Genomic DNA, 12034 nt, shown 5'->3' with positions numbered 1-12034 from the left:
GACATTGGCGCATGGCCCCCTCGTCCCACGCCTGCATCGAGCCGGGGCCATGCTTTGGGTTGTTCACGCCAGCTGGATATACACCGAATAACTACCCAGCAGCACCCAGAACACCAGGAAGATCCACGGGGTACGCAGTGAAAAGAGCAATGACTTGCGATGCCCCGCACGTGAGGTTTCGGCCTCGCAGAACAGGGGGGACTCGTCGTAGGCCAGCCCCATCAAGGGCTCGCTGCGCAGCAAGTGGCTCTGCTTGAGTTGCCAGTGATCGATGATGTTGTACGCCGCCCGAATGCCTGGCCAGGCATTGAGCGAACTCAATACCCCGAGCAAGGCAAGGAACGCAGGCACGATCAGGGTGAACATCTCGCCCCACCCCTGATTGAGGTTGCCCATGGATGAGACGAACGCGATGACCAGAAACGACTGGGCTGCCAGATAGGCGTCCGTGCGATTGGCCAGGATGCTGGTTTCGTACTGGATCTCACGCCGGTAGAAGTCCAGGCGCTCCTTGGGCGAGCCGAACATCCTGGCGTTATGTTCGGTGATTTCGTGTTCGGGGGTCGATGGGGTGATGATTCTAGGCACTCGGTTCTCCTGCGGTCAGGCTCCGGGCAAGAAGAATCGAGGAGCTCGCTGTGGTAGAACCGCTCATGCAGGGCAAAATTCAATTCTGTTTGGCGTTGACCAAATCGGCACCGCCGCCCTGCTTTCAGAGATCCAGGGCGCCCCTGAGCAAGGCGTTGAGCATCCCCGCCACATCATCCCCCTGCTCGTCCAGCACACGCAGCGGAATGCCCTGCAACACCGCTTGCGAACCCGCCACCCCGGTCAGGGCCATCGGGCAGGCAATCTCCATCTGCAATGCGCGCAGCCGCCTGGCCAGGCCGGCGTTCACCGGCCCTTGCACCGCGATCACCAGCGCTGCCGGCAGGGTTGCCGCGCACACCAGCGGAAGTTCCTCCAACGGCTGTCCGCAGCCGAGCACGTCGACGCGCTGTTGCTCGGCGCTCAGCAGCAAGCCGGTACACAGCAACGGCAGTTCGGCATGCCCCTCGGTACCGGCCAGCAGCACCCTTGGCGCATCGGCCTGGTTCATCTGCAGGCGCAGCAGCAGGCGGGCGCGCAGGAAGGTGTCGAGGAACAACCATTGGCTGCGTTCCCCGAAGGCCCTGCCTGCCGCCATTTCCTGCCACACCGGCAGCAGCACCTCACGCAGCACGGTAGCCTTGGGCAGGAGCGTGAACAGCTGGCCATGGACACCTTCCAGCGCCCGTGCATCGAATGCCATCGCCGCCCGTTTCACAGTGGCGCGCCAGTCGTGGAAGGCCGAGTCCTGCTGCACGGGCGCCTGGCGCTGGGCGGCGAGCATTTCGCCGACCTTGCTGATCGGCAGGCCGTTGGCAGTCCAGTGCAGGATGTCGCGGATGCGCTGCACGTCGCCGGGCGTGTACAGGCGATGGCCACCGTCGGTGCGCTGCGGGCGGATCAGCCCGTGGCGGCGCTCCCAGGCGCGCAAGGTCACCGGATTGATGCCGGTCAGGCTGACCACGTCGCGCATGGGCAATAAATCGGGTGAGATGGCTTCGGTCATCAGGAGGGATCGTCGGAAAGATGGCACATTCTAAACCCATACGCTCTTTCTGCGGCGAGCTCAGGTAGGCCATTATGTAGCGAATCGCGCCGGCGCTTTGTACCGTTGCGCCCGCCATACCGCTTAGGCTTTCCATGGGTGTCCCCAATGATCAACGCAAAACTCCTGCAACTGATGGTCGAGCACTCCAACGATGGCATCGTCGTCGCCGAGCAGGAGGGCCCAGAAAGCATCCTGATCTACGCCAATCCTGCCTTCGAGCGCCTCACCGGCTACTGCGCGGACGATATTCTCTACCAGGACTGCCGCTTTCTTCAGGGCCAGGATCGGCAACAGTCGGGCATCGCCGCGATCCGCGAGGCGATCCGCAAGGGCCAGCCCTGCCGCCAGGTGCTGCGCAACTATCGCCAGGACGGCAGCCTGTTCTGGAACGAATTGTCCATCACCCCGGTGCGTAACGAGGCGGACCAGCTGACTTACTACATCGGCATTCAACACGATGTCTCGGCGCAGATCGCCGCCGAGGAGCGGGTGCGCGAGCTGGAAGCCGAGGTCGCCGACCTGCGTCGCCAACTGGCGGCGGCCGGTCTCTGAGCAAAATATCTGTACAAGAACGTTGACTTGTACAGATTTAAACGTAGGCTTCGTTTATACCTGTACAAAAATACCGGGTTGTACAGGATTGCCCGGAGCCGAGCATGTCAACGTACCTGCAGAATTTCGCCGAGCGCTTCGCCCAGCTCGATGGAGAGCACCTCGAAGCGCTGGAAAACCTGTACAGCGAGAACGTCACTTTCCGCGACCCGCTGCATCAGATTGATGGGCTAAGCGACCTGCGGGCCTATTTCGCCCAGCTGTACGCCAACGCCCATGACATCCGTTATGTCTTCTCTGGTGTCGACGAGGTGAAGACCGGGCAAGGGTACCTGCGTTGGACCCTGCAGTTTCGTCATCCCCGGCTGGCCGGCGGTCGCCCGGTTTCCCTGCAAGGCTGCAGCTACCTGCAATGGCATGATCGGGTGCATTTCCACCAGGATTTCTTCGACGCAGGCGCCCTGCTCTACGAGCATATTCCGCTGATGGGCGGGGCGATTCGCTGGCTCAAGGGGCGGTTGGCATGAGCCGCTGCTGGTTGACCGGTGCCAGCAGCGGCATCGGTGCGGCGCTCGCGCAGTGCCTGCTGGAGCAAGGCCATCAGGTAGCCCTGGGCGGTCGCCGGATCGAGCAACTGGTGCCTTTTGCCGAGCGCTTTCCCGGGCAGGTGCTGCTGGCCAACGGTGATCTGGACGATCCGGAGCAGGTCACGCAGATAGCAGCCCGCATTCGCCAGGCCTGGGGCGCACTGGACCTGGCAATTTTCAACGCCGGGACCTGCGAATACCTGGAGCCCGGCCGGTTCGATCCGGCGCTGGTCGAGCGCGTGATGCGCACCAACCTGCTGAGCCTCAGCCATTGCCTGGCGGCCGCCCTGCCCCTGCTGCGGGCCGGCGCACGTCCTCACCTGGTGGTGATGGGCAGCTCGGTAACCTGGCTGGCCTTGCCCCGGGCCGGTGCCTATGGCGCGTCCAAGGCCGCCGTGCGCTACCTGGTGGAGTCGCAGCGCATCGATCTGACGCAAGCCGGCATCGACGTCACGCTGGTCAACCCGGGCTTCGTCGACACGCCACTGACCCGGCGCAACGATTTCCCGATGCCGCAGCTGTGGTCGGCCCAGCGCGCCGCCCAGCACATCGCCAGACGGCTGCCGCGTCGCCCCCTGGAAATAAACTTTCCGCGCCTGTTCACCTGGGGATTGCGCCTGCTCGGAGTGCTGCCGGCGCGGGCGCGCCTGGCATTGGGCCGGCGCCTGGCACGTCAAGAAACGGACTGAGCAACCATGCGTATAGCCATCATTGGCAGCGGCATCGCGGGCCTGACCTGCGCCTACCTGCTGTCGCGCAAACACGAAGTAACGGTATTCGAAGCCGCCGGCTGGGTCGGTGGCCACACCCACACTGTCGACGTGCTGTGGCGGGGTGAGCGCCATGCCATCGACACGGGGTTCATCGTCTTCAACGACTGGACCTATCCCCATTTCATCCGTTTGCTTGAACAGCTCGGAGTCGCTTCGCAGCCGACGCAGATGAGTTTCTCCGTGCATGATCCACTCTGCGGTCTGGAATACAACGGGCACGACCTGAACACGTTGTTTGCCCAGCGCCGCAACCTGCTGTCGCCGGGCTTCTGGGGCATGCTGCGCGATATCCTGCGCTTCAACCGGCAGGCTCTCGCCGACCTCGAGCACCAGCGTATCGACGCCACCACCACCTTGGGCGCTTATCTTCATGAACGCGGTTACGGCCCGCGTTTCATTGAGCATTACATCGTGCCCATGGGCTCGGCCATCTGGTCCATGTCCCGTGCCGATATGCTCGGCTTCCCGCTGGCGTTCTTCGTGCGCTTCTGTCGCAACCACGGTTTGCTGTCGGTGAACCAGCGCCCGCAGTGGCGTGTCGTCGCGGGCGGTTCGCGCAGTTATGTCGCCCCGCTGTGCCGACCCTTCGCCGAACGCATCCGCCTTGACTGCAAGGTGCACCGGGTCGGCCGCGACGAAGGCGGTGTCACCCTGGTCAGCGACGCCGGCACCGAGCGCTTCGACAACGTGGTATTCGCCTGCCACAGCGACCAGGCCCTGGCGCTGCTGGAGGCGCCGAGCGTGCACGAGCGTGCCGTGCTGGGTGCCATCGGCTATGCCGACAACGACGTGGTGCTGCACACCGACACCCGCCTGCTGCCGCGCCGCCGCAACGCCTGGGCCAGCTGGAACTACCGCCTGGGCGGCCCCGAGCAGGCGCCGGCCGCGGTGACTTACAACATGAACATCCTGCAGGGCATCCAGGCACCGACGACCTTCTGCGTCAGCCTGAATCAGACCGCGCTGATCGACCCCGCGCAGATCCTCGCCCGCTTCAGCTATGCCCACCCGCAGTACAGCCTGGCGGCATCTGCCGCTCAGGCCCGGCAAACACAACTGCAAGGCCAACAGCACAGCTATTTCTGCGGCGCCTACTGGGGCAACGGCTTCCACGAGGACGGCGTGGTCAGTGCGTTGCAGGTGGCCAGGCACTTCGGAGAGCAGCTGTGAACAGTGGCCTGTACCTGGGCTGGCTCAGTCATCGGCGCCTGAGTCCGCGGCCCCATGCCTTTCGTTACCGGATCGGCCTGTTCTACCTGGACCTGGACGAACAAGCCTGGCTGATGGCCCTGTCGCGCTGGCTGGGGCGTTGGCGCCTGGCCCCGCTGTGCTGGCGGGAAACCGACTACCTGCCGAGCCTCACCCGCCAAGGTCAGCCCCTGGCCCAGGCCGCACGACTGCTGGTGAGCCAAGCCACGGGGCAAATGCCCGACGGGCCAGTGTGCCTGCTGACCCAGCTGCGTTGCTGGGGGCTGTCGTTCAATCCGGTGAGCTTCTATTTCTGCCATGACCGCGACGGGCACCTGGCGGCGATCCTGCTGGAGGTGCGCAACACCCCTTGGCGTCAGCGTTTCCACTATGTGCTGCCGGTGCAAGGCGACCCGGCGAAAACCTTCGCCATGGCCAAGCGCTTTCATGTGTCGCCGTTCATGCCCTTGGACATGGACTATCGGGTGCGCTTTCACCTGGACCAGGCACAGATGCGCATCCACATGGAGAACTGGCAAGGCAGCCAGAAAGTGTTCGAGGCCGACCTGGCCCTGAAGCGCCGCCCGCTGGACCGCAAGGCTGTGCGCGACTACATCCTGGCCTTCCCCTGGATCAGCCTGCGCACCGTCTCGGCCATCTACTGGCAAGCCCTGCGCCTGTTCATCAAGCGCACGCCCATCCACGACCACACCGCCAGCCGGGGCAACCTGGCACTCGGCCACTCCTGCGAGGACCCCGATCATGTCCAATCCGACCCTGAGCGTTAGCAAGTCCGCGGGCCTGGCGCCACTGCTCGGCGGCTTGGCGCGCAAGGCCGTGCTCGCCCAGCTGGGCAAGCTGCGTCATGGCCATCTGCGCCTACTCTGCCATGGTCGCCAGTGGACGTTCGGCGACCCCGGCAGCGCGCTGCAGGCCGAGGTGGAGATACTCGACGACACCGCCTGGAGCCTGATCGCCGGCAATGGCTCGATCGGCGCGGGCGAAGCCTATATCCATGGTTACTGGCGCAGCCCGGACCTGGCGTTGGTCACCCGCCTGTTCGTGGCCAACCTCGATGTGCTCGACGCCCTCGAGGGCGGCCTGGCACGCCTCGGCCGCCCTGCCCTGCGGCTGCTGCACCGGCTCAACCGCAACAACCGCCAAGGCGCCCGTCGCAACATCCTGGCCCATTACGACTTGGGCAATACCCTGTTCGAGCAACTGCTGGACCCGACCATGATGTATTCGGCCGCGCAGTTCGAGCACCCCGAACAATCCCTGGAGCAGGCTCAGCGGCGCAAGCTGGAGCGCATCTGCCAGAAGCTCGAGCTGAGCCCGCAGGATCACCTGCTGGAAATCGGCTGCGGCTGGGGCAGCCTGGCGATCCACGCCGCCACCCGCCACGGCTGCCGGGTGACCACCACGACCCTGTCGCACGCGCAGTACACCTATACCCTGCAACGGGTGAAGGACCTTGGGCTGGAGCAGCGGGTGACCGTGTTGTGCGACGACTACCGCGACTTGACGGGGACTTTCGACAAACTGGTCTCCATCGAGATGATCGAAGCGGTAGGCCACCGCTACTTGCCGGTGTACTTCCGTCAGTGCGCGTCACTGCTCAAGCCCGACGGGCTGATGTTGCTGCAGGCCATCACCATCCGTGACCAGCGCTACGCCCAGGCGCGGCGCTCGGTGGATTTCATCCAGCGCTACATCTTCCCCGGCGGCGCCCTGCCCTCGCTGAGCGTGCTGCTGGACACCGCCAGCCGTCGCACCGCGCTCAACCTCGTGCACCTGGAGGATTTCGGCGTCGACTACGCACTCACCCTGGGGCATTGGCGCGACAACCTGCGCCAGGCGCGCGGCACATTGGCGGCACTGGGCTACGACGAGACCTTTCAGCGCCTGTGGGAGTTCTACCTGTGCTACTGCCAAGGCGGCTTCGAGGAACGGGCCATCGGCGTGGCCCAGCTGCTGTGGGCGGCGCCCCTGGCGCGGCGGGCGCCGTTGCCCGGGCAATGACGATGCCCCGCGCCTGGCTGATCGCCAATGCGCTATGGCTGCAGGTGGGCTGGTGGGCCTGCGTGCTGGGCGCCAAGGTACCCTGGCTATTGCTCCTGGTGCCGCTGGGGCTGGCCGTGCACCTTAAACTGTGCCCGGCCCGCAGCACCGAAGTCGGCGCACTGTTACGCGTGACCTTGGCCGGTTGCATGCTGGACGGTCTGCTGGGGGCAATTGGGATTTTTCGTTTCGAGGCATGGCCACTGCCATTGTGGCTGGCGCTGCTGTGGCTGGTGCTGGCCAGCGGCTTGCGCCACAGCCTGGCCTGGGCGGGTTGGCCGTTTTGGCGCGGTGCGTCAGTCGGCGCGCTGGGTGGCCCGTTGGCGTACCTGAGCGGTGCCGGGCTGGCCGATATCGCCTTGCCCCTGGGGCCCGTGGTCACGGGCTTGCTGCTGGTGCTGGTCTGGGCCCTGGCCCTGCCCTTGCTGGTGCGACTCGCCGCGCGGCGCTGAGCGGCGGCAGCGTTCAGAACAGTAGCGCACCTGCGCCCAGCACCGCGCCCAGCGCTTGCGCCAGGTGAAAGGCCGGCCGCATGCCGCGCATACCTTGCTTGGAAGATGCTGCTTCTTCTTCATAGGTCCTGGCCGGCATCGAGCCGCGCCAGCAACGCCTGGCCGCGTTGCCACACGCCCTCGCGACGAGCAGGCGCCATGCCGTCCAGGCTGCGATACACCAAGGCCAGACGAGGATTGTCTGAAAGCTGGGCGCGGTGGCGAATGAGAAAATGCCAGTACAACGCATTGAATGGGCAAGCGTCTTCACCGACCGCCTTGTCCACCCTGAAGCTGCAGGCCTTGCAGTGATCGGACATCCGCTGAATGTAGCGACCACTGGCGCAATAGGGTTTGGAACCCAGGTAACCGCCATCGGCGTGCATCACCATCCCCAGGGTGTTGGGCAGTTCTACCCAGTCGAACGCGTCGATGTACACGGCCAGGTACCATTGGCAGATCGCGGCGGGCACGATACCGGCCAGCAGGGCGAAGTTGCCGGTGACCATCAGCCGCTGGATGTGATGCGCGTAACCGAGGCGCAAGGTCTGTCCGATGGCCTGCGCCATGCAGCGCATGCGCGTCTGCCCGGTCCAGTAAAAGTCCGGCAGGTCGCGAGTGTTGCCCAGGCGGTTGAGCCTGGCGTACTCGGGCATGCGCAGCCAGTAGATACCGCGCACATACTCGCGCCAGCCAATCAACTGGCGGATGAAGCCCTCTGCGGCGTTGAGCGGCACCCGGCCCTGGCGCCAGGCGTCTTCCACGTCCTCGCACAGGCAGCGCACGTCCAGCAGCCCGATGTTCAGCGCCGCGCTGATGCGCGCATGGAACAGGTAGGGCTCGCCCTCAGCCATGGCGTCCTGATAGTCGCCAAACGCCGCCAGGCCGAAATCGAGAAAATGACGCCATAGCTGTTGAGCCTCGGCATGAGTCACGGGATAGTCGAAACCATCCAGTTCGCCGTAATGGTCGCTGAAACGCTGGCGAACCAAGGCCACCACGCCACGGGTGATGGCATCCTGTTCGAAATGCGCCGGAAACGGGCCGCGCAGACCGCGCGCCAACGGCTTGCGATTGTCGTCATCGAAATTCCATGCGCCCCCCGCCGGGCTGCCGTCGGGCTCCAGGAGCAGGCCGCAACGCTTGCGCATGCCGCGGTAGAAATGCTCCATGCGCAGCTGGGTGCGGCCCTGGGCCCAGCGTGCGAAAGCCTCTCGCGAGCACAGGAAACGGGTGTCGCGGTGCCACACCAACGGTAGCCCTGCCTCCCGTAACGTCTGTTCCAGGCGCCACTCACCGCACTCGGTCAGGTGGATCTCGCTGGCGCCCAGGGCCTGCTGCCAGCGACGCAGTTCGCCGGCAATGCTGGCACTGTTGCCGTCGGCGTCCAGTTCGACGTAGTGCACATGCCAGCCACGCGCCCTCAGCGCCTGGGCGAAATGACGCATGGCGCTGAAGATAAGCACGATCTTCTGCGGATGATGCGGCACGTAGCGTGCCTCGCCCTCCACTTCGGCCATCAGGATCGCATCGCGGGCAGGGTCCAGCGCGGCGAGACTCGCCAATTCGAACGACAGCTGGTCGCCCAGCACCAGGCCCAGGCGCATCGCCGGGGCTACCACTGCTCGTCCAGCGTCACCGGCACCCGCAGCGGCGCGACGGGGCCGTCGCCTTGCCCGCACATTTCATCGTGTACCACGTGCTGGACCAGCATGCACGGCACCGGCGGCAGCCCGGCCAGCACCTGGCGCAACTGCGTGATGGAGCGAAAGCGCAGGGCCTGCCCGTGATCGTCGCTCAGCGTGACCGGCCCTGCGTCGGCCATGGCCCGCAGCAGGTAGAAACCGCCTTCCAGCGACAGCAGCTCCAGCGCCCGGACCTTGCCGGCGCCGACCTGATCGAAAAGTGTATTGAGATTCATCGCGTGCCCTCCGGCAGGCGGCGGAAGAACAGGGTGACCTGGCCGATCTCCACGCCCAGCTTGCTCATGCGCGAGCGGTTGATCAGGGTGTCGTCGTCCATCAGGTACATCCAGTCGTCCAGGTCCACCTGCCAGTGCCGCCCGTCAACCGGCAGGTCCAGCTGGTAACGCCAGCGCAGCGCATTGCCAGCCACCTCGCCGCGGGCCTCGCCGATCACGTCGCCAGCGGTGCCACGCCAGCGACCGGGGCCATCGGGCACCAGCGTCCAGGTGCGCCGCTGTCGGATACCGTCGCTGTAGAGAAACTGCTCGTCGAGGATCAACCGGTCGCCATCGCGGCGGCTGTCGATACGCACGTGAAAACGCTTCACCACCTCGCCGGAACGCTTCTGGAACATGCCCCAGGCCTGCACCGGACGCGAAAAGAAGGCCGCCAGGTCCAGCTTGGGTTGCTCGTCGGCATAGTGCTCGACGCCGACATTGCCACAGCTGCCCAGCAGCAGGCACCCTACCAACAACAATGCTTTGTACATGTTCAGGGTCCTCGATCGTTGCCGGCCAGGCCGAGCAGGCGCTGGCGCAGTTGTGGATCCCGGGCGCGCGGATCCAGCCAGATGGCGAAGAAGGCCTTGGCAAAGGCCGCATCGGCCACTTCACGGCGCAGTCGGCCATCGACGTAGAAGCGGCAACCTGCTTGCGGGAGGTACACCCCCGTGATGCGCATACCGGGACGCACATCCACGAACGCCGCTTGCATTTCCCCGGTCCAGGCGTCGAGTTGCTGTGCCGTGACGCTGCCGGCGCCAAGGCGACGCATCTCCTCAATGCTGGCCTTGACCAGGGTGTCCCGGGACAACGACCGGTGGTAAGCAAGCTCCAGGGCGAACGGTCGACCCCAGTCCAGCAGCGGGCCCTCTGCCCACAAGCGGGCGCTGTACAGGCGCAGGCCGAACCAGGTGAACTCGCCTTCACCCAGTCGTTGAGCCGCCGGCAGCGTGGCTCGCCAATCCGCGCCGATCGAGGCGAGCGAGGTCAACAGCAGACAGAAGCAGGCTAATCGTAGAGCAAAGGCCATGATAAACCTGTACAGAAAACAAATTCTGTACAAGATTAGATTTTTGTACAGATAAATTCCAATGCTGTATAGAAATTAGGGCAGCTAGATCCATGCCAGGGGAGCACCTCGAATGAGCCTCATCACCAACCTCCACAGCCCCGCAAACGTGCTGGTCTGCGGCGCCAGCCAAGGCATCGGCCTTGCCCTGTGCGAACAACTGCTGGCACGCGAAGACGTGGGCCTGCTGATCGCCGTGTCGCGCCAGGCAAATTGCAGCACGCCGCTCGATGCTCTGGCCCTGACCCATGGCCGCAGGTTGATGCGCATCGACTGCGATGCTCGGGATGAACAGGCGTTGCAAGCACTGGCGGTGCAGGTCCAGGCCAGCTGTGCGCAGTTGAACCTGGTCATCAGTACCCTCGGCGTGCTCCACCAGCCTCCGGCACGCGCCGAAAAGTCGCTGGCGCAACTGGACATGGCAGGGTTGCAGGCCAGCTTCGTCAGCAACTGCTTTGCCCCGATCCTGCTGCTCAAGCACCTGCTGCCATGGCTGCGCCAGCAACCGGTCACCTTCGCCGCGCTGTCCGCCCGGGTCGGCTCGATCAGCGACAACCACCTTGGCGGCTGGTACAGCTATCGGGCCAGCAAGGCCGCGCTCAACCAGCTGTTGCGCACGGCCAGCATCGAACTCAAGCGGCTCAATCCCGCTTCAACAGTCCTTGCCCTGCACCCCGGGACCACCGACACCCAGCTCTCGCGACCCTTCCAGGGCAATGTGCCAATCGACAAACTGTTCTCGCCAGCGTTTGCCGCCCGTTGCATCCTCGAACTCGTCGGCCGGCATGGACCGTTACAGACCGGTACCTTCTGGGCCTGGGATGGCAGGCCAATTCCCTGGTGACTCGCAGGCTTGTCAGCGGTGGATCGGGTCAAGGAAGATCAGTTGCAACGGATCCGCCAACAACGCGTCAGCCTGCTCGGCAAAACGAAGAAAGTGTTCGGTGGCCAGGTGGGTGTCCAGAGCCTGTCGAGGGTCGAACGCTTCACGCATGTAAAACGTCCTGGGCTAATCGTTGCGCTCGAACAACATGTAGTTTCGGTTGCCGCCCTCGGCCCGGGTCGGTTCGCCAGGCCTCTTTAAAGTGCCGGCGGCTGGCCTGGCTTGGCCTTGCGTATGGCTGCGGTAGATCCGGACCGGACAATCTTTTACAAACAAGTTCTTGAGGGTAGCGGCCAGTTAACCTCCAATACTCTAATCGGGAAGTTAGCAGTATTTCAGTACCTTCAAAACCATTGAGATCCAGAGAGCCTTTGTGAAAATATCACTCGCCACAATAACAAAGCACAACTATGAAGCCGCTTGCGAATTGGAAGTCACAGACGAGCAAGAAGACTATGTAGCCAGCAATACCTGGTCACTGGTGGAGGCTGCGTACAACCCTGAATACTCCGTACGGGCCATTTACGCCAACGATGAGCCTGTTGGCTTTTTCATGTGGGTTCAGGCGTCACCCCATAAAATATCCATCTGGCGGTTTATGGTTGACAAGAAGCACCAACAAAAATCCATCGGCAGGATAGCACTAGGCCTGGCACTTCAAGAAATCAAGCGAGCCCCTGGCCTGGAAGAAATTGAAATCTGCTACAACCCTGGTAATCCCGTGGCGAAAAGATTTTATTCCAGCTTTGGCTTCGAAGAGGTCGGCATGGCCCCAGACGGCGAAGACATGCTGGCGCTCATCAGGCTTTAATCTACCGAGACGCCTTT

The 12034-nt window shown here is 64.1% G+C and carries 15 protein-coding genes and 2 pseudogenes; 9 read left to right on the top strand and 8 right to left on the bottom strand.

The genetic code is table 11. The features are described 5' to 3' along the window. Positions 1–63: 63 nt before the first annotated feature. Both ACZ9C1_RS05505 and ACZ9C1_RS05500 read right to left on the bottom strand, forming a co-directional pair. Positions 64–588, bottom strand: a complete 525-nt coding sequence (locus ACZ9C1_RS05505) for a hypothetical protein (protein WP_023630687.1) — start codon at positions 586–588, stop codon at positions 64–66. Between the two features lie 124 nt (positions 589–712). Beyond that, positions 713–1594, bottom strand: coding sequence for a MerR family transcriptional regulator (locus ACZ9C1_RS05500; protein ID WP_102681969.1), 882 nt, complete (start codon positions 1592–1594; stop codon positions 713–715). Between the two features lie 147 nt (positions 1595–1741). Between ACZ9C1_RS05500 and ACZ9C1_RS05495 the strand changes: the two genes are divergently transcribed. From ACZ9C1_RS05495 to ACZ9C1_RS05465, 7 genes are all read left to right on the top strand, one after another. Continuing rightward, entirely contained in the window at positions 1742–2188 is a 447-nt protein-coding gene (locus ACZ9C1_RS05495; protein WP_214501687.1) for a PAS domain-containing protein, read from the top strand. A 104-nt stretch (positions 2189–2292) separates the two neighbouring features. Then, entirely contained in the window at positions 2293–2715 is a 423-nt protein-coding gene (locus ACZ9C1_RS05490) for a nuclear transport factor 2 family protein (RefSeq protein WP_102681967.1), read from the top strand. Continuing rightward, entirely contained in the window at positions 2712–3464 is a 753-nt protein-coding gene (locus ACZ9C1_RS05485) for an SDR family NAD(P)-dependent oxidoreductase (RefSeq protein WP_258601063.1), read from the top strand. Before ACZ9C1_RS05490 ends, ACZ9C1_RS05485 begins: the two co-directional genes overlap by 4 nt. A 6-nt stretch (positions 3465–3470) precedes the next feature. Next, positions 3471–4718, top strand: a complete 1248-nt coding sequence (locus ACZ9C1_RS05480) for an NAD(P)/FAD-dependent oxidoreductase (RefSeq protein ID WP_214501688.1) — start codon at positions 3471–3473, stop codon at positions 4716–4718. Next, complete coding sequence (locus ACZ9C1_RS05475; RefSeq protein ID WP_277504089.1) at positions 4715–5524, top strand: DUF1365 domain-containing protein; 810 nt, start codon at positions 4715–4717, stop codon at positions 5522–5524. Before ACZ9C1_RS05480 ends, ACZ9C1_RS05475 begins: the two co-directional genes overlap by 4 nt. Further along, positions 5499–6758 carry a class I SAM-dependent methyltransferase gene (locus ACZ9C1_RS05470; protein WP_476253705.1) on the top strand — a complete coding sequence of 420 codons (1260 nt, stop codon included), beginning with the start codon at positions 5499–5501 and terminating at the stop codon, positions 6756–6758. The genes ACZ9C1_RS05475 and ACZ9C1_RS05470 overlap by 26 nt, the downstream gene beginning before the upstream one ends. 2 nt (positions 6759–6760) lie before the next feature. Continuing rightward, positions 6761–7249, top strand: a complete 489-nt coding sequence (locus ACZ9C1_RS05465) for a DUF2878 domain-containing protein (RefSeq protein ID WP_277504086.1) — start codon at positions 6761–6763, stop codon at positions 7247–7249. Between the two features lie 12 nt (positions 7250–7261). Here ACZ9C1_RS05465 and ACZ9C1_RS05460 read toward each other — a convergent pair. The 5 genes and pseudogenes from ACZ9C1_RS05460 to ACZ9C1_RS05440 form a co-directional block, all read right to left on the bottom strand. Further along, positions 7262–7372, bottom strand: a pseudogene (locus ACZ9C1_RS05460) (DUF2256 domain-containing protein); the annotation flags it as partial. Then, entirely contained in the window at positions 7369–8895 is a 1527-nt protein-coding gene (locus ACZ9C1_RS05455) for a cryptochrome/photolyase family protein (protein ID WP_476254555.1), read from the bottom strand. The gene ACZ9C1_RS05455 and the pseudogene ACZ9C1_RS05460, both read right to left, overlap by 4 nt. Before the next feature lie 8 nt (positions 8896–8903). Continuing rightward, positions 8904–9209: a DUF6482 family protein gene (locus ACZ9C1_RS05450; RefSeq protein WP_430943739.1), complete on the bottom strand. Its 306-nt coding sequence runs from the start codon at positions 9207–9209 to the stop codon at positions 8904–8906. After that, a complete protein-coding gene (locus ACZ9C1_RS05445; protein WP_457377587.1) occupies positions 9206–9742 on the bottom strand; it encodes a DUF3833 domain-containing protein in 537 nt (178 codons plus the stop codon). Before ACZ9C1_RS05445 ends, ACZ9C1_RS05450 begins: the two co-directional genes overlap by 4 nt. A 2-nt stretch (positions 9743–9744) precedes the next feature. Beyond that, positions 9745–10284, bottom strand: a complete 540-nt coding sequence (locus ACZ9C1_RS05440) for a chalcone isomerase family protein (protein ID WP_214501691.1) — start codon at positions 10282–10284, stop codon at positions 9745–9747. A gap of 112 nt (positions 10285–10396) precedes the next feature. Here ACZ9C1_RS05440 and ACZ9C1_RS05435 point away from each other — a divergent pair, with 112 nt between their 5' ends. Continuing rightward, positions 10397–11167, top strand: coding sequence for an SDR family NAD(P)-dependent oxidoreductase (locus ACZ9C1_RS05435; RefSeq protein ID WP_457377586.1), 771 nt, complete (start codon positions 10397–10399; stop codon positions 11165–11167). Between the two features lie 12 nt (positions 11168–11179). Here ACZ9C1_RS05435 and ACZ9C1_RS05430 read toward each other — a convergent pair. Next, positions 11180–11442: pseudogene (locus ACZ9C1_RS05430) on the bottom strand (putative quinol monooxygenase). Positions 11443–11579: 137 nt separating this feature from the next. On the opposite strand from ACZ9C1_RS05430, the gene ACZ9C1_RS05425 reads away from it, so the two are divergent. After that, positions 11580–12017 (top strand): GNAT family N-acetyltransferase, encoded by a 438-nt coding sequence (locus tag ACZ9C1_RS05425; RefSeq protein ID WP_102681956.1) that lies wholly within the window; start codon positions 11580–11582, stop codon positions 12015–12017. Positions 12018–12034 lie beyond the last annotated feature (17 nt).

The organism is Pseudomonas sp. TE21435, assembly GCF_056279265.1.
Note: the sequence above shows the minus strand (reverse complement) of the source record. Positions and strands in the feature narration are given on the sequence as shown.

What these genes read in the sequence shown, in the direction of transcription:
- ACZ9C1_RS05500 (WP_102681969.1), bottom strand. Translation starts at nt 1,594, where the DNA reads ATGACCGAAGCCATCTCACCCGATTTATTGCCCATGCGCGACGTGGTC.
- ACZ9C1_RS05495 (WP_214501687.1), top strand. Translation starts at nt 1,742, where the DNA reads ATGATCAACGCAAAACTCCTGCAACTGATGGTCGAGCACTCCAACGAT.
- ACZ9C1_RS05490 (WP_102681967.1), top strand. Translation starts at nt 2,293, where the DNA reads ATGTCAACGTACCTGCAGAATTTCGCCGAGCGCTTCGCCCAGCTCGAT.
- ACZ9C1_RS05485 (WP_258601063.1), top strand. Translation starts at nt 2,712, where the DNA reads ATGAGCCGCTGCTGGTTGACCGGTGCCAGCAGCGGCATCGGTGCGGCG.
- ACZ9C1_RS05480 (WP_214501688.1), top strand. Translation starts at nt 3,471, where the DNA reads ATGCGTATAGCCATCATTGGCAGCGGCATCGCGGGCCTGACCTGCGCC.
- ACZ9C1_RS05470 (WP_476253705.1), top strand. Translation starts at nt 5,499, where the DNA reads ATGTCCAATCCGACCCTGAGCGTTAGCAAGTCCGCGGGCCTGGCGCCA.
- ACZ9C1_RS05465 (WP_277504086.1), top strand. Translation starts at nt 6,761, where the DNA reads ATGCCCCGCGCCTGGCTGATCGCCAATGCGCTATGGCTGCAGGTGGGC.
- ACZ9C1_RS05455 (WP_476254555.1), bottom strand. Translation starts at nt 8,895, where the DNA reads ATGCGCCTGGGCCTGGTGCTGGGCGACCAGCTGTCGTTCGAATTGGCG.
- ACZ9C1_RS05450 (WP_430943739.1), bottom strand. Translation starts at nt 9,209, where the DNA reads ATGAATCTCAATACACTTTTCGATCAGGTCGGCGCCGGCAAGGTCCGG.
- ACZ9C1_RS05445 (WP_457377587.1), bottom strand. Translation starts at nt 9,742, where the DNA reads ATGTACAAAGCATTGTTGTTGGTAGGGTGCCTGCTGCTGGGCAGCTGT.
- ACZ9C1_RS05440 (WP_214501691.1), bottom strand. Translation starts at nt 10,284, where the DNA reads ATGGCCTTTGCTCTACGATTAGCCTGCTTCTGTCTGCTGTTGACCTCG.
- ACZ9C1_RS05435 (WP_457377586.1), top strand. Translation starts at nt 10,397, where the DNA reads ATGAGCCTCATCACCAACCTCCACAGCCCCGCAAACGTGCTGGTCTGC.